The sequence below is a fragment of the Streptomyces sp. NPDC015345 genome (genome assembly GCF_043078805.1).
Classification (GTDB): domain Bacteria; phylum Actinomycetota; class Actinomycetes; order Streptomycetales; family Streptomycetaceae; genus Streptomyces.
The window spans coordinates 474,302-490,144 of the sequence record NZ_JBIBTX010000005.1 but is presented as its reverse complement, the minus strand read 5'-3'; the positions used below and the strand labels follow the sequence as shown (position 1 = coordinate 490,144).

Sequence of the window (15,843 nt, the reverse complement as noted above, 5' to 3'; positions counted from 1 at the left end):
TCCTTCTACTTCTTGGAGGACGGGTGCTTGGGCCGCTGCTGGCCCTTGCGCTGCTGTCCCGACTTGGCTTTGCTGCGGGCACCGGAGCCGGGCTTGTTGCCCGTCGTGCTGCCGCCCGCCGGCTTGGCGGGGGCGGCGTCCTCAGGCTGGTCCTGAGCCTTCTCCAGCGACGTCTTGGTGACCTCTTCGCCGTCCGGCTTGACGGCGCCCTGCGCGGTGGCGGCCTGGCGCTTGGCCTTGCTCTGGCGCTTGGGCTGCTGGCGCCTGGGGGCCCCGGCGGCCGTGGCCCCGTCCTCGGTCTCCGTGGCGACGGCGGACTCGCTCTCCACCACGGTGCCGTCGGCCTGGGCCGCGAGGCCCGCCTTGGTCAGGCCGTTGATGAACTTGCGCTCGAACTCGTTGCGGTCGCGGCCCTTGGCGACGATCGCCTTGATGACGTTCACGTTGCCACGGCCCCGCACCTTCTTGTGGTGCGTGACCTGCTTCTGCAGACGCTCCAGGAAGGCGGCCTGGGCCTTGGAGCCCGGCGTCGGGTTCCTGCGGATCACGAACATCTGCTGGCCCATGGTCCACACGTTGGTGGTCAGCCAGTAGACGAGGACACCGACGGGGAAGTTGATGCCGAAGACGGCGAACATGATCGGGAAGACGTACATCAGCATCTTCTGCTGCTGCATGAACGGCGTCTTGACCGTCGTGTCCACGTTCTTCGTCATCAGCTGGCGCTGCGTGAAGAACTGCGAGGCCGACATCAGAATGATCATGACGGCGGTGATGACACGCACGTCGGTCAGCGTGGCGCTGAGCGAGGCGACCTTGTCGGCGCTGTCGGTGAACTTCGCCGCCAGCGGGGCACCGAAGATGTGCGCCTTACGCGCGCTCTCCAGGAGCCCCTCGTCGATGACGCCGATCGTCTTGCCCGTGGCGATGCTGTTGAGCACGTGGTACAGGGCGAAGAAGAACGGCGACTGCGCCAGGATGGGAAGGCACGAGGAGAGCGGGTTGGTACCCGACTCCTTGTACAGCTTCATCATCTCTTCGGACTGGCGCTGCTTGTCGCTCTTGTAGCGCTCCTGGATCTTCTTCATCTCGGGCTGCAGCGTCTGCATGGCCCGAGTGGCCTTGATCTGCTTCACGAAGAGCGGGATCAGACAGATACGGATCAGGATCACCAGGGACACGATGGACAGGCCCCAGGCCCAGCCCGTGTCGGGGCCGAAGAGCTTCCCGTACACCGAGTGGAACTGGACGATGACCCACGAAACTGGTGTCGTGATAAAGCTGAAGAGACTGGCAATCGTGTCCACTAATCAGGCTCCTTGAGCATGGGACGGGGTCTCGGTCTCGGCGGCCGTGCTCAGGGGGAGAGCCCCGGTCGGCCCGCCTGCGGCGGAGGGCCCGCCCTTGCGTTCGCGCCAGGCGGCGCGCAGCATCTCGTGCCACCGCGGACGCTTGCGCGGCGGAACATGGTCGACACCACCGAGCGACCACGGATTGCACCGCAGGATGCGCCAGGCAGTGAGCGCCGTCCCCTTGATCGCACCGTGTCGGTCGATGGCCAGGTAGCCGTAGCGGGAACACGACGGGTAGTACTTGCACACAGGGCCCAGAAGTGGACTGATCGTCCACTGATACAGCTTGATCAGGGCCAACAGCGGGTACTTCATCGCGCGCCCCCTCCCAGCAACCGCTGCAAGGCGGCATCCAGGTCTCGGGCCAGCTGTGCATGGTCGGCGTCGCCCGCTCCGGGCAGCGCTCGTACGACTACCAGGCTACCGGGGGGCACGGAGGCCAGCCGGTCGCGCATGAGGTGGCGAAGCCTGCGCTTCACCGTGTTGCGTACGACGGCTCCGCCCACGGCCTTGCTGACGACGAAACCCGCACGTGTCGGGGGAAGGGTCTCCCCGGGCACGTGCGGGTCCGTTGCACCGCTACGAAGATGGACGACGAGGAGCGGGCGTCCGGCCCGGCGTCCTCGGCGTACCGCGGTCGCGAAGTCTTCGCGCCGCCTCAGCCGATGCTCGGTAGGCAGCACGACGTCATGACCTGACTGAGATCAGGCGGACAGGCTGGCGCGACCCTTGCCACGACGGTTCGCGAGAATCGCGCGGCCGGCGCGGGTGCGCATCCGCAGGCGGAAGCCGTGGGTCTTGGCACGACGGCGGTTGTTCGGCTGGAAGGTGCGCTTGCTCACTCGGGGGCTCCAGAAATGATCGTGTGGTGGCGGGACATCGCCTGGCTGTCACCGTGCGCCCACGAGAAGCTCGCGAATACGCACCGAGTGCACCGCTTCACAATCACAGATCGTGATCTTTGCCCATCGGAGGCAGGCGGCAGCAGCCATCGACAACTCGACCTGGTCACGGTACGCGGGGCTACGCCATCCGGTCAAACCGACCGTCGGAAGGGGACACTGTGCACAGCCTGTGGACAACAACTTGAACCGCAGCCGTCGCCCTGACTACCTTGGCTGAACTCCGATTCGTTCCCTTCCCCCTCCCCATCCCGATTTCCGTCCCAAGAACCACACCTTCGTGGGACCCCGTGAGAGAGCGTGCCCTGTGGCTGACGTACCTGCCGATCTTGCCGCAGTGTGGCCACATGTTCTGGAGCATCTGCTGGGTGAGGGGCGGGGCCAGGGCGTCGAGGCGAAGGACGAGCGGTGGCTCCGGAGCTGCCAGCCCTTGGCGCTCGTCGCCGACACCGCGCTGCTCGCCGTTCCGAACGAATTCGCCAAGGGCGTACTCGAAGGCCGCCTGGCGCCCGTGGTCAGCGAGACCCTGAGCCGCGAGTGCGGCCGTCCCATCCGCATCGCGATCACGGTCGACGATTCCGTCGGTGAGCCCGCGGGCCCGCCGGCACCGCCGATCCAGCACCAGCAGCAGTCTCACCAGCAGCGCTACGAAGAGCAGGAGCTGCCGTCGGCCTCCGGTCAGGGCCGCGAGGCGTACGAGAACTACGGGCGCCGCCCCTCGGACGAGCACCAGTCGGGCTCCCGGTCCGACCAGATGCCGTCCGCACGCCCCGCCTACCCGGACTACCAGCGCCCGGCCCCCGGCGCCTGGCCGCAGCACCAGGACGACTACGGCTGGCAGCAGCCGCGGCTCGGCTTCCCCGAGCGTGATCCGTACACCGGCCCTGTGCAGCAGCCGCAGCACGACTACCGCTCGCAGCCGCCGCAGGACCGCTCGCCGTACGACCAGCAGCGCTCCGATCCGCAGGACCGGCGCGAGCGCCATGACATGCAGGACTCGTCCGGTGACCATCGCGACCACCGCGATCCTCGTGATCACCGTGACCCCCGCGACACCCGTGATCACCGCGGCAATGCCGGTCACGGCGGACACGGCGTGCACCGGGGCGGGCCCGTCGGCCCCACCTCGTCGAGCGGCGCTCCCGGCCCGCTGGCCGCGCAGCCGGCCCCCGCGACGGGTCCCGGCGAACCCACCGCGCGGCTGAACCCCAAGTACCTCTTCGACACTTTCGTCATCGGCGCGTCCAACCGCTTCGCGCACGCGGCCGCGGTCGCTGTCGCCGAGGCGCCGGCGAAGGCGTACAACCCCCTCTTCATCTATGGGGAGTCGGGTCTCGGCAAAACGCATCTGCTGCACGCGATCGGGCACTACGCCCGCAGTCTGTACCCCGGCACGCGCGTGCGGTACGTGAGCTCCGAGGAGTTCACCAACGAGTTCATCAACTCCATCCGCGACGGCAAGGGCGACAGCTTCCGCAAGCGCTACCGCGAGATGGACATCCTGCTGGTCGACGACATCCAGTTCCTCGCGGACAAGGAGTCGACGCAGGAGGAGTTCTTCCACACCTTCAATACGCTCCACAACGCGAACAAGCAGATCGTGCTCTCCAGTGACCGGCCGCCCAAGCAGCTGGTCACCCTGGAGGACCGGCTGCGCAACCGCTTCGAGTGGGGGCTGATCACCGACGTCCAGCCGCCCGAGCTGGAGACGCGTATCGCGATCCTCCGTAAGAAGGCGGTGCAGGAGCAGCTCAACGCCCCGCCGGAAGTGCTCGAGTTCATCGCGTCGCGGATCTCGCGGAACATCCGTGAGCTGGAGGGCGCGCTGATCCGCGTCACGGCCTTCGCGTCCCTGAACCGGCAGCCCGTGGACCTGGGGCTGACGGAGATCGTCCTCAAGGACCTGATCCCGGGCGGTGAGGACGCGGCCCCGGAGATCACGGCGCCGGCCATCATGGCCGCGACCGCCGACTACTTCGGGCTCACGGTGGACGACCTGTGCGGATCCTCGCGCAGCCGGGTCCTGGTGACCGCCCGCCAGATCGCCATGTACCTCTGCCGCGAGCTGACCGACCTGTCCCTGCCCAAGATCGGGGCGCAGTTCGGCGGCCGCGACCATACGACCGTCATGCACGCGGACCGCAAGATCCGCGCACTGATGGCCGAGCGGCGCTCCATCTACAACCAGGTCACGGAGCTCACCAACCGCATCAAGAACGGCTGACAGCCGCCCAGACACATCGCTGAGGGCGCCCCGGGACACGAACTCCCGGGGCGCCCTTTTCGTCGCCCACGCGCGCGTGGAGCCGGTTTTCCCGCCGTGAGGGCGGTCTCGGGCAGGCTCGGGAGCCCGGTTTTCGGCCCTGGGGGCGCGCGTGGAGGCCCTCGCAACCGCACGGGATCCTCGTACGACAGGCCCCCGGTGTTCGATTTCCCCTGTTCAGGCGGGGGTTCTCCACAGATGTTCGAACTTTTTCGCTTCCACACCCTGGGGACTGGAAAGTTGTCCAGACGCTGTCCACAGGGGACGCTGCTGAGGGATCATCAGGCCAGGTCAGCTGGTTGTGGATTCGTGGACGAAGACTCTCCACAGGCTGTGGATGAATCTTTCGTCCACAGGGTGTGCATGACGTTGTCCACCGTCGGCCCACAGGCTCAGGGTTGTTGTCCCCAGCTTTCCGTGGCTTCTCCACACGGCCGTCCACCGTTCGGCAACGTGACGCGCCCCCTCACCGGGTCGAGTGAAAGGCGTCACACCAAGGTGCGTGGTTGGCCTGTGGGGAAGGTGGGTAAAGCTGGGGACAGCGCTGGGGAGAAGTGACCCTTGCCTGTGCATCGGGTGTGCAGAACTTTCCCCCGTCCACAGAAACCCCCGGTTGTCCACGGGTGCCGCCCACAGGCGCAGTGGATAAAAAACCGGTGCTGACCAGCGCTTTCACGGTTATCCACGGTTTCCACAGCCCCTACTACTACTCCCAACTAGAGAGTCCGGGGAATTCGTTTGGAAGTGGGGCCTGTGCACAACTCGCTCTCCGGAGCTCCGACGCCGCTCGCCGCGACTTGACCCCGACGGGCACCGACTGTCAGTGCGGTGCGTCAGACTGGACCCCGGTGTCCTTCCCACGGCATGGCTGAGAGACACCGAGTCAGACGACGAGGGCCACAGGCCCAGCGGGCGAGAGCAGCCAGCAACAGCAGGAGGGCGGCTTACGGTGAAGATCCGGGTTGAACGCGACGTACTCGCGGAGGCGGTGGCCTGGGCGGCGCGCAGCCTCCCGGCCCGGCCGCCTGCGCCCGTCCTCGCAGGCCTGCTGCTGAAGGCCGAGGAAGGCGCACTGAGCCTGTCGAGCTTCGACTACGAGGTCTCGGCGCGCGTCTCGGTGGACGCGGAGGTGGACGAAGAGGGCACGGTCCTCGTGTCCGGCCGACTGCTCGCGGACATCTGCCGCGCGCTCCCCAACCGCCCGGTGGAGATCTCCACAGACGGTGTACGGGCGACGGTGGTCTGCGGCTCCTCGCGCTTCACACTCCACACGCTTCCTGTGGAGGAGTACCCCGCGCTGCCGCAGATGCCGACCGCGACGGGCACCGTCCCCGGCGAGGTCTTCGCTTCGGCCGCCGCTCAGGTGGCCATCGCCGCGGGCCGCGACGACACGCTGCCCGTGCTGACCGGCGTACGCATCGAGATCGAGGGCGACACGGTCACCCTGGCCTCCACCGACCGCTACCGCTTCGCGGTCCGCGAGTTCCTGTGGAAGCCGGAGAACCCGGACGCGTCCGCGGTCGCCCTGGTGCCCGCCAAGACGCTCCTGGACACCGCCAAGGCGCTCACGAGCGGCGACACGGTCACCCTGGCCCTGTCCGGCTCGGGCGCTGGCGAGGGCCTCATCGGTTTCGAGGGCGCCGGTCGGCGGACGACCACGCGTCTCCTTGAGGGCGACCTGCCGAAGTACCGCACGCTGTTCCCGACCGAGTTCAACTCCGTCGCCGTGATCGAGACCGCCCCCTTCGTGGAGGCCGTCAAGCGTGTCGCCCTGGTCGCCGAGCGGAACACCCCGGTGCGGCTCAGCTTCGAGCAGGGCGTGCTCATCCTGGAGGCGGGCTCCAGTGACGACGCACAGGCTGTGGAAAGGGTCGACGCCCAGCTCGACGGCGACGACATCTCCATCGCCTTCAACCCGACGTTCCTGCTGGACGGCCTCAGCGCGATCGACTCGCCGGTCGCCCAGCTGTCGTTCACGACCTCCACGAAGCCCGCGCTGCTGAGCGGCAGGCCGGCGGTGGACGCCGAGGCGGACGAGGCCTACAAGTACCTGATCATGCCGGTACGTCTGAGCGGCTGAGCCCACAGGTGTGTGCGTGCGTCCGGGCGTAGGCTCGGACGCAGGTACGAAAGTGCCGTAACGCCACCTCGCTAGTGAAGGAACCTCTGATGGAGCTCGGTCTCGTCGGCCTCGGCAAGATGGGCGGCAACATGCGCGAGCGCATCCGCCGCGCAGGTCACACCGTCATCGGATACGACCGCAACCCGGACCTCGCGGATGTCCCCAGCCTCGAAGAGCTTGTGGGCAAACTGAAGGGCCCGCGCGTGGTGTGGGTGATGGTCCCGGCCGGGGCCGCGACCCAGTCCACCATCGACGAGCTGTCCGAACTGTTGCAGCCCGGCGACGTCGTCGTGGACGGCGGCAACTCTCGCTGGACGGACGACGAGAAGCACGCCGAGGAGCTGAAGGCCAAGGGCATCGGCTTCGTCGACTGCGGCGTCTCCGGCGGAGTCTGGGGCCTGAAGAACGGCTACGCCCTGATGTACGGCGGCGACAAGGACGACGTCGCCAAGGTGCAGCCGATCTTCGACGCCCTCAAGCCCGAGGGCGACTTCGGCTCCGTGCACGCGGGCAAGGTCGGCGCCGGCCACTTCGCGAAGATGGTCCACAACGGCATCGAGTACGCGATGATGCAGGCCTACGCCGAGGGCTGGGAGCTCCTGGAGAAGGTCGACTCGGTCACGGACGTCCGTGAGGTCTTCCGCTCCTGGCAGGAGGGCACGGTCATCCGTTCCTGGCTGCTCGACCTCGCGGTCAACGCCCTGGACGACGACGAGCACCTGGAGAAGCTGCGCGGCTTCGCGCAGGACTCCGGAGAGGGCCGCTGGACCGTCGAGGCGGCCATCGACAACGCCGTGCCGCTGCCCGCGATCACGGCCTCGCTCTTCGCGCGGTTCGCCTCGCGCCAGGACGACTCCCCGCAGATGAAGATGATCGCCGCGCTGCGCAACCAGTTCGGCGGCCACGCGGTCGAGTCCAAGAGCGAGCACTGATCCACAGCCTGTGCACGACCCCGGCGGTTGTGCACAGGCCTCAAGCAAGTGAAGTAGGCCGGGGGAGGTCGGCGCACACCATGCACGTCACGCATCTGTCGCTGGCCGACTTCCGCTCGTACGCCCGGGTCGAGGTCCCGCTCGACCCGGGCGTCACCGCTTTCGTGGGACCCAACGGCCAGGGCAAGACCAACCTCGTCGAGGCCGTCGGCTATCTCGCCACACTCGGCAGCCACCGGGTCTCCTCCGACGCCCCCCTGGTGCGCATGGGCGCGGAGCGGGCCGTCATCCGGGCCAATGTCCGCCAGGGCGAGCGCCAGCAGCTGATCGAGCTCGAACTCAATCCGGGCAAGGCGAACCGCGCCCGCATCAACCGTTCCTCGCAGGTCAGGCCGCGGGACGTGCTCGGGATCGTCCGTACGGTGCTGTTCGCGCCCGAGGATCTCGCGCTGATCAAGGGCGATCCCGGAGAGCGGCGGCGCTTCCTGGACGAGCTGATCACCGCGCGCTCCCCGCGCATGGCCGGCGTCCGGTCCGACTACGACCGCGTCCTCAAACAGCGCAACACCCTCCTGAAATCGGCCGCCCTCGCCCGGCGCCACGGCGGGCGCTCCATGGACCTGTCCACGCTCGACGTCTGGGACCAGCACCTCGCGCGCGCGGGCGCCGAGCTGCTGGCGCAGCGGCTCGACCTGATCTCGGCGCTCCAGCCGCTGGCCGACAAGGCGTACGAACAGCTGGCCCCCGGCGGCGGCCCGGTCTCCCTGGAGTACAAGCCGTCCGCGCCCGGCGAAGGCCACACGCGCGAGGCGCTGTACGAGCAGCTGAGAGCCGCTCTCGAAGAGGCGCGCAAGCAGGAGATCGAGCGGGGCGTGACCCTGGTCGGCCCGCACCGTGACGACCTGCTGCTCAAGCTCGGCCAGCTCCCCGCGAAGGGGTACGCGAGCCACGGCGAGTCCTGGTCGTACGCCCTGGCGCTGCGCCTGGCCTCGTACGACCTGCTCAGAGCCGAGGGCAACGAACCGGTGCTGGTGCTGGACGACGTCTTCGCGGAGCTCGACGCGCGCCGCCGGGAGCGGCTCGCGGAGCTGGTGGCGCCCGGCGAGCAGGTGCTGGTCACGGCCGCGGTCGACGACGACGTCCCGGGCGTGCTCTCCGGCGCGCGGTACGCGGTGGCGGACGGCGCCGTGGAGCGCGTATGAGCGCCGAGGAGCCCGCCAAGGGCGATGCCAAGGGGCCGCAGAAGACGCCCGAGCCCTCCGGCGTCGACCTGGCCCGGGTCGCCCTGCGCGCCGCCAAGGAACAGGCACGCGCGCGTGGGGACGCCGCTCAGCAGAAGAAGCAGGCCCGCCGTGGCGGCCTGCGGTCCGGCGCGCGCGCCGACGGCCGTGATCCCCTGCCGCTCGGCTCCGCCATCAACCGGCTGATCACCGAGCGGGGCTGGGAGACGCCCGCCGCGGTCGGCGGGGTCATGGGCCGCTGGCCGCAGATCGTCGGCGACGACCTGGCCAAGCACTGCGTCCCGCAGAAGTACGACGAGGACGAGCGCATCCTGACCGTGCAGTGCGACTCGACGGCCTGGGCGACGCAGCTGCGCCTGATGGCCCCGCAGCTGGTCGCACGCCTGAACGAAGACCTGGGCCACGGCACCGTGCGCCTCATCAAGGTGCTCGGCCCCGGAGGCCCCCCGCGCCGCTTCGGACCCTTGCGCGCGCCGGGCAGCACGGGCCCCGGCGACACCTACGGATGAGACCGTCGGCGACGGTTGCTGGGGGTTGACGGCTCGAAGCGCTGAGTGCCGCTGTGAGCCCTCTGGAGCCCCGTTCCGTATATGGGGAGTCGGCCGAGTCCGGTTCAGGGCGGCACATGAGGACTCAGGTACCGGCAAGCCCCCATCAATGTCAGTGCTACCGGTAGACTGGAAGCTAATCCCGCCCCACCTGTGGGACGCACCGAGCAACGCTGACTATCGCTGAACGACGCAGCCGCTCCGGCCACCGCCGGGAGCTTGGCTTGTGCTGTGCCAGAAAGGGCGCTTCGTGGCCGATTCCGGCAACCCCAACGAGAACATCCAGTCCACCGCCGCCGGCGAGAACGTCGAGGCACCGCCCTCGTACGACGCCAGCGCGATCACCGTCCTCGAGGGTCTGGACGCGGTCCGCAAGCGACCCGGCATGTACATCGGCTCGACCGGTGAGCGTGGCCTGCACCACTTGGTGCAGGAAGTCGTGGACAACTCCGTGGACGAGGCCCTCGCCGGCCACGCGGACACGATCGACGTCACGATCCTCGCCGACGGCGGCGTGCGCGTGATCGACAACGGCCGTGGCATCCCGGTGGGCATCCACCCCGTCGAGAAGAAGCCGGCCGTGGAGGTCGTGCTCACCGTGCTGCACGCGGGCGGCAAGTTCGGCGGCGGCGGTTACGCCGTCTCCGGTGGTCTGCACGGCGTCGGTGTCTCCGTGGTGAACGCGCTGTCCACCAAGCTCGCCGTCGAGATCAAGACGGACGGCTACCGCTGGACGCAGGACTACAAGAGCGGCGCCCCCACCGCACCGCTCGAGCGGCACGAGGCCACCAGCGAGACCGGCACCACGGTGACGTTCTGGGCCGACCCCGAGATCTTCGAGACCACCGTGTACTCCTTCGAGACGCTCGCGCGGCGTTTCCAGGAGATGGCGTTCCTCAACAAGGGTTTGACCATCAAACTCACTGATGAGCGCGAGTCGGCGAAGGCCACGGTGGGTGCGGACTCCCCCGAGGCGACCGATGACGAGGCCCCCGAGGCCCGTACGGTCACGTACCACTACGAAGGCGGCATCGTCGACTTCGTGAAGTACCTCAACTCCCGCAAGGGTGAGGTGATCCACCCGACCGTCATCGACGTCGAGGCCGAGGACAAGGAGCGCCTGCTCTCGGTCGAGATCGCGATGCAGTGGAACTCGCAGTACACGGAGGGTGTGTACTCCTTCGCGAACACGATCCACACGCACGAGGGCGGCACGCACGAAGAGGGCTTCAGGGCCGCGCTGACGGGTCTGGTGAACCGTTACGCGCGCGAGAAGAAGCTGCTGCGCGAGAAGGACGACAACCTCACGGGTGAGGACGTCCGCGAGGGTCTGACCGCGATCATCTCGGTGAAGCTGGGCGAGCCCCAGTTCGAGGGCCAGACGAAGACCAAGCTGGGCAACACCGAGGCGAAGACCTTCGTCCAGAAGGTCGTCCACGAGCACCTCACGGACTGGTTCGACCGCAATCCGAACGAGGCCGCGGACATCATCCGCAAGGGCATCCAGGCCGCCACGGCCCGCGTCGCCGCCCGCAAGGCGCGCGACCTGACCCGCCGCAAGGGCCTCCTGGAGACGGCGTCCCTGCCGGGCAAGCTGAGCGACTGCCAGTCGAACGACCCGACGAAGTGCGAGATCTTCATCGTCGAGGGTGACTCCGCCGGTGGTTCGGCGAAGTCCGGGCGCGACCCGATGTACCAGGCCATCCTGCCCATCCGAGGCAAGATCCTGAACGTCGAGAAGGCGCGCGTCGACAAGATCCTGCACAACCAGGAGGTCCAGGCCCTCATCTCGGCCTTCGGCACCGGTGTGCACGAGGACTTCGACATCGAGAAGCTCCGCTATCACAAGATCATCCTGATGGCGGACGCCGACGTCGACGGCCAGCACATCAACACGCTGCTCCTGACGTTCCTCTTCCGCTTCATGCGGCCGCTGGTCGAGCACGGGCACATCTACCTGTCGCGCCCGCCGCTGTTCAAGATCAAGTGGTCGCGGGACGACTTCCAGTACGCGTACTCCGACCGCGAGCGCGACGCCCTGATCGAGCTCGGCCGGCAGGCCGGCAAGCGCATCAGGGACGACTCGGTCCAGCGCTTCAAGGGCCTCGGCGAGATGAACGCCGAGGAGCTGCGCATCACGACGATGGACCAGGAACACCGCGTGCTCGGCCAGGTCACCCTGGACGACGCGGCACAGGCCGACGACCTCTTCTCGGTGCTGATGGGAGAGGACGTCGAGGCACGGCGCTCGTTCATTCAGCGCAATGCCAAGGACGTTCGCTTCCTCGACATCTGAGTCGGCCCGTACAAGCCGCACCTCGAAAGGACTTTGACCAGCAATGGCCGACGAGAACACCCCTGTGATGCCCGAAGAGGAACCCGCCGTTCCTGGTGTGGGCATGCGTGTCGAGCCCGTCGGGCTCGAGACGGAGATGCAGCGCTCCTACCTCGACTACGCGATGTCCGTCATCGTCTCGCGCGCGCTGCCCGACGTACGCGATGGCCTGAAGCCCGTCCACCGTCGCGTCCTGTACGCGATGTACGACGGCGGCTACCGCCCCGAGAAGGGCTTCTACAAGTGCGCCCGCGTCGTCGGCGACGTCATGGGTACGTACCACCCGCACGGCGACTCCTCCATCTACGACGCCCTGGTGCGCCTCGCCCAGCACTGGTCGATGCGCATGCCGCTGGTGGACTCCAACGGCAACTTCGGCTCCCCGGGCAACGACCCGGCGGCCGCCATGCGGTACACCGAGTGCAAGATGGCGCCGCTGGCCATGGAGATGGTCCGTGACATCGACGAGGAGACCGTCGACTTCACGGACAACTACGACGGCCGCAACCAGGAGCCGACGGTCCTGCCGGCCCGCTTCCCGAACCTGCTGATCAACGGCTCGGCGGGCATCGCGGTCGGCATGGCCACCAACATCCCGCCGCACAACCTCCGCGAGGTCGCGGCGGGCGCGCAGTGGGCCCTGGAGCACCCCGAGGCCACGCACGAGGAGCTGCTCGACGCCCTCATCGAGCGCATCAAGGGCCCCGACTTCCCGACCGGCGCCCTGGTGGTGGGCCGCAAGGGCATCGAGGAGGCCTACCGCACGGGCCGCGGCTCCATCACGATGCGCGCGGTCGTCGCGGTCGAGGAGATCCAGAACCGCCAGTGCCTGGTGGTCACCGAGCTTCCCTACCAGACCAACCCGGACAACCTCGCGCAGAAGATCGCCGACCTGGTCAAGGACGGCAAGGTCGGCGGCATCGCCGACGTCCGCGACGAGTCCTCGTCGCGGACCGGCCAGCGCCTGGTCATCGTCCTGAAGCGGGACGCGGTCGCCAAGGTCGTCCTGAACAACCTCTACAAGCACACCGACCTCCAGTCGAACTTCAGCGCCAACATGCTGGCCCTGGTCGACGGCGTGCCGCGCACCCTCTCGCTGGACGCGTTCATCCGCCACTGGGTGACACACCAGATCGAGGTCATCGTCCGCCGTACGAAGTTCCGGCTGCGCAAGGCCGAGGAGCGGGCGCACATCCTGCGCGGCCTCCTCAAGGCCCTGGACGCCATCGACGAGGTCATCGCGCTCATCCGGGGCAGCCAGACCGTCGACATCGCGCGCGAGGGCCTCATGGGCCTCCTCTCGATCGACGAGATCCAGGCCAACGCCATCCTCGAGATGCAGCTGCGCCGGCTCGCCGCCCTGGAGCGCCAGAAGATCGTCGCCGAGCACGACGAGCTCCAGGCGAAGATCAACGAGTACAACGCGATCCTGGCCTCCCCCGAGAGGCAGCGCCAGATCATCAGCCAGGAACTGGCGGCGATCGTCGACAAGTTCGGCGAGGACCGTCGCTCGGCCCTGGTGCCCTTCGACGGCGACATGTCCATGGAGGACCTGATCGCCGAAGAGGACATCGTCGTCACGATCACCCGCGGCGGCTACGTCAAGCGCACCAAGACGGACGACTACCGCTCGCAGAAGCGCGGCGGCAAGGGCGTACGCGGCACGAAGCTCAAGGAAGACGACATCGTCGACCACTTCTTCGTGTCGACGACGCACCACTGGCTGCTGTTCTTCACCAACAAGGGCCGTGTCTACCGCGCCAAGGCGTACGAGCTCCCCGACGCCGGACGCGACGCCCGCGGCCAGCACGTGGCGAACCTCCTCGCCTTCCAGCCGGACGAGCAGATCGCCGAGATCCTGGCCATCCGCGACTACGACGCGGCGCCCTACCTCGTGCTCGCCACCAAGGGCGGTCTGGTCAAGAAGACCTCCCTGAAGGACTACGACTCGCCCCGCTCGGGTGGCGTCATCGCCATCAACCTCCGTGAGACGGAGGACGGTTCGGACGACGAGCTGATCGGCGCCGAGCTGGTCTCGGCCGAGGACGACCTGCTGCTCATCAGCAAGAAGGCCCAGTCGATCCGGTTCACCGCAACGGACGACGCGTTGCGCCCGATGGGCCGCGCCACGTCGGGTGTGAAGGGCATGAGTTTCCGCGACGGCGACGAGCTGCTCTCGATGAATGTCGTGCGGCCGGGTACGTTCGTGTTCACCGCCACCGACGGTGGGTACGCGAAGCGGACCAACGTCGACGAATACCGCGTCCAGGGTCGCGGTGGCCTCGGTATCAAGGCCGCCAAGATCGTGGAGGACCGCGGCGAACTCGTGGGCGCCCTGGTGGTCGAGGAAACCGACGAGATCCTCGCCATCACGCTGGGCGGCGGTGTGATTCGTACGCGAGTCAACGAGGTCAGGGAGACGGGCCGTGACACCATGGGCGTCCAACTGATCAACCTGGGCAAGCGCGATGCCGTGGTCGGCATCGCTCGTAACGCCGAGGCCGGGCGCGAGGCCGAGGAAGTCGACGGGGACATCGTCGTCGACGACTCGGACGGTGCTGAGCCGGCCGCCGGTACGGACGAGGGCACGGACTCCTCGGCCGAGTAGCGCGAGGAGTGAGTCGTGAGTAAAGCCACGGGCGCCGGGACGAAGAGAACCGGCACTACCGGTACGGACGGTGCCCGTGGCTCCGCCACCGATGCACACGACTCCGATGAGTCTCATGGATCCCAGGGGGGGACTGTGACGGACACCCGAGACGCCGGCACGGCGGGCGGGGCGCTGCCCGGGGAGCGGAAGCCCGAGGCCAAGGCGTCGCAGCCGTACCACCCGCCCCAGGCGTACGAGCAGGGCACCAAGGCGGGGGCGGCCGCGGCGCGCAAGCCCCGGACGGGGGCCCGCACGATCCCGCGTACGCGCAAGGCGCGGCTGCGGGTCGCCAAGGTCGACCCGTGGTCGGTGATGAAGGTCAGCTTCCTGCTCTCCATCGCGCTCGGCATCTGCACGATCGTCGCGGCCGCCGTCCTGTGGATGGTCATGGACGCGATGGGTGTCTTCTCGACGGTGGGCGGCACGATCTCCGAGGCGACGGGCTCGAACGAGTCCAACGGCTTCGACCTCCAGTCCTTCCTCTCGCTGCCGCGTGTCCTGACGTTCACGTCGATCATCGCGGTCATCGACGTCGTCCTGGCGACCGCGCTGGCGACGCTCGGCGCGTTCATCTACAACCTCTCCGCGGGCTTCGTGGGCGGCGTCGAGGTGACCCTCGCGGAGGATGAGTAGCGGCGGCTGAGGGCGTATAGCGGCGGGTCCCGCCGCGGAGTCCTCCGCCCTCACGTCCTCACCGGTCTTCGGCCGTCGGCTGTGTCTCGGTTCTTCCGGGGCTCGGCCGGCGGTTTTTTTGGGTGGTGGTGACTGTGGCCGGGGTCGCGGCGGGAGCTGATCCGCCGACCGCGCGGGTATCGATTTTGGGACTGGCCAGCAGGTGCGCTAATCTTCAGGGGTCAGCGCGCGGGACACACCGAAGCGCGGCGGGGCTATAGCTCAGTTGGTTAGAGCGCATCCCTGATAAGGATGAGGCCACAGGTTCAAATCCTGTTAGCCCCACAGCAGCAGTAAACGAAGAGGGCGCTTCCCGCAGGGGAGGCGCCCTCTTCGTGTTGCACTGTCCGGGTCGGCGGTCGCTGGCCGCACGAAGGCCCCCAGCCGGGTGGCTGGGGGCCTTCGGAGGTTTCTGGGGGCTGGGCCCGGATGCGGGCCGGATTACGGTTCCGCGGCGAGCCGTGGCTCATGGGTGGGGGCCTCGGCCTCGGCTTCCGTGTCCGTGGGGGGCAGGTGCCGGCAGCTGGGTGAGGATCCGTGGGCCTCGGCGCGGATGCGCTGCTTCATCGTCGGGGGCAGGGACCGTTCGTACGCGGCCGTCCACAGGGCCATGAACGGCGCCGTCGGCGACGCGCACTCCGTGGCGTTGCGAGCGTTCGTGGTCTCCTGTACCGCCGTGGCCGCGGTGGCCGTCGTGGTGAATCCAAGCGCGGCGAAGAGCGCGAGGAAGGCGGTGACGATCGTGGTCCACAGCTTCATGGGCTTGTTGCCGGTCATGACCCCTCAATTCGGGTTGGGCGATTTGCGTACTTTCCTCATGATGTGT

General features: G+C 68.2%; 13 protein-coding genes and 1 tRNA gene. 9 read left to right on the top strand and 5 right to left on the bottom strand.

Features of this window, described 5'->3' with window-relative positions:
- Positions 1–5: 5 nt before the first annotated feature.
- Genes yidC through rpmH form a run of 4 tightly spaced genes read right to left on the bottom strand, consistent with a single transcriptional unit; the run spans position 6 to position 2,194 of the window.
- Complete coding sequence (yidC, locus tag ACF062_RS23435; protein WP_392140885.1) at positions 6–1,307, bottom strand: membrane protein insertase YidC; 1,302 nt, start codon at positions 1,305–1,307, stop codon at positions 6–8.
- 3 nt (positions 1,308–1,310) lie between these two features.
- Positions 1,311–1,667 (bottom strand): membrane protein insertion efficiency factor YidD, encoded by a 357-nt coding sequence (yidD, locus tag ACF062_RS23430; RefSeq protein ID WP_223775661.1) that lies wholly within the window; start codon positions 1,665–1,667, stop codon positions 1,311–1,313.
- Positions 1,664–2,035, bottom strand: a complete 372-nt coding sequence (rnpA, locus tag ACF062_RS23425; protein ID WP_223775662.1) for a ribonuclease P protein component — start codon at positions 2,033–2,035, stop codon at positions 1,664–1,666. Before rnpA ends, yidD begins: the two co-directional genes overlap by 4 nt.
- A 21-nt stretch (positions 2,036–2,056) precedes the next feature.
- A complete protein-coding gene (rpmH, locus tag ACF062_RS23420) occupies positions 2,057–2,194 on the bottom strand; it encodes a 50S ribosomal protein L34 (RefSeq protein WP_006381191.1) in 138 nt (45 codons plus the stop codon).
- A gap of 367 nt (positions 2,195–2,561) precedes the next feature.
- On the opposite strand from rpmH, the gene dnaA reads away from it, so the two are divergent.
- The 9 genes from dnaA to ACF062_RS23375 all read left to right on the top strand — a co-directional run bounded on the left by dnaA (position 2,562) and on the right by ACF062_RS23375 (position 15,302).
- Entirely contained in the window at positions 2,562–4,478 is a 1,917-nt protein-coding gene (gene dnaA, locus ACF062_RS23415) for a chromosomal replication initiator protein DnaA (protein ID WP_392140882.1), read from the top strand.
- Between the two features lie 988 nt (positions 4,479–5,466).
- Positions 5,467–6,597: a DNA polymerase III subunit beta gene (dnaN, locus tag ACF062_RS23410; RefSeq protein ID WP_223775664.1), complete on the top strand. Its 1,131-nt coding sequence runs from the start codon at positions 5,467–5,469 to the stop codon at positions 6,595–6,597.
- Positions 6,598–6,686: 89 nt separating this feature from the next.
- Positions 6,687–7,571, top strand: coding sequence for a phosphogluconate dehydrogenase (NAD(+)-dependent, decarboxylating) (gnd, locus tag ACF062_RS23405; protein WP_223775665.1), 885 nt, complete (start codon positions 6,687–6,689; stop codon positions 7,569–7,571).
- A gap of 80 nt (positions 7,572–7,651) precedes the next feature.
- Entirely contained in the window at positions 7,652–8,773 is a 1,122-nt protein-coding gene (recF, locus tag ACF062_RS23400; RefSeq protein WP_392140879.1) for a DNA replication/repair protein RecF, read from the top strand.
- Positions 8,770–9,321, top strand: a complete 552-nt coding sequence (locus ACF062_RS23395) for a DUF721 domain-containing protein (RefSeq protein ID WP_223775667.1) — start codon at positions 8,770–8,772, stop codon at positions 9,319–9,321. The genes recF and ACF062_RS23395 overlap by 4 nt, the downstream gene beginning before the upstream one ends.
- 265 nt (positions 9,322–9,586) lie before the next feature.
- A complete protein-coding gene (gene gyrB / locus ACF062_RS23390) occupies positions 9,587–11,656 on the top strand; it encodes a DNA topoisomerase (ATP-hydrolyzing) subunit B (RefSeq protein ID WP_276573899.1) in 2,070 nt (689 codons plus the stop codon).
- Between the two features lie 43 nt (positions 11,657–11,699).
- Positions 11,700–14,303, top strand: a complete 2,604-nt coding sequence (gyrA, locus tag ACF062_RS23385; RefSeq protein WP_223775668.1) for a DNA gyrase subunit A — start codon at positions 11,700–11,702, stop codon at positions 14,301–14,303.
- A 15-nt stretch (positions 14,304–14,318) separates the two neighbouring features.
- A complete protein-coding gene (locus tag ACF062_RS23380; protein ID WP_392140876.1) occupies positions 14,319–14,978 on the top strand; it encodes a DUF3566 domain-containing protein in 660 nt (219 codons plus the stop codon).
- Positions 14,979–15,228: 250 nt separating this feature from the next.
- Positions 15,229–15,302, top strand: a tRNA-Ile gene (locus tag ACF062_RS23375).
- Positions 15,303–15,458: 156 nt separating this feature from the next.
- Here the strand turns inward: ACF062_RS23375 and ACF062_RS23370 are convergent.
- A complete protein-coding gene (locus tag ACF062_RS23370) occupies positions 15,459–15,794 on the bottom strand; it encodes a DUF6344 domain-containing protein (RefSeq protein WP_223775685.1) in 336 nt (111 codons plus the stop codon).
- Between the last annotated feature and the right edge of the window lie 49 nt (positions 15,795–15,843).

What these genes read in the sequence shown, in the direction of transcription:
- ACF062_RS23395 (WP_223775667.1), top strand. Translation starts at nt 8,770, where the DNA reads ATGAGCGCCGAGGAGCCCGCCAAGGGCGATGCCAAGGGGCCGCAGAAG.
- gyrA (WP_223775668.1), top strand. Translation starts at nt 11,700, where the DNA reads ATGGCCGACGAGAACACCCCTGTGATGCCCGAAGAGGAACCCGCCGTT.
- recF (WP_392140879.1), top strand. Translation starts at nt 7,652, where the DNA reads ATGCACGTCACGCATCTGTCGCTGGCCGACTTCCGCTCGTACGCCCGG.
- ACF062_RS23370 (WP_223775685.1), bottom strand. Translation starts at nt 15,794, where the DNA reads ATGACCGGCAACAAGCCCATGAAGCTGTGGACCACGATCGTCACCGCC.
- yidD (WP_223775661.1), bottom strand. Translation starts at nt 1,667, where the DNA reads ATGAAGTACCCGCTGTTGGCCCTGATCAAGCTGTATCAGTGGACGATC.
- gnd (WP_223775665.1), top strand. Translation starts at nt 6,687, where the DNA reads ATGGAGCTCGGTCTCGTCGGCCTCGGCAAGATGGGCGGCAACATGCGC.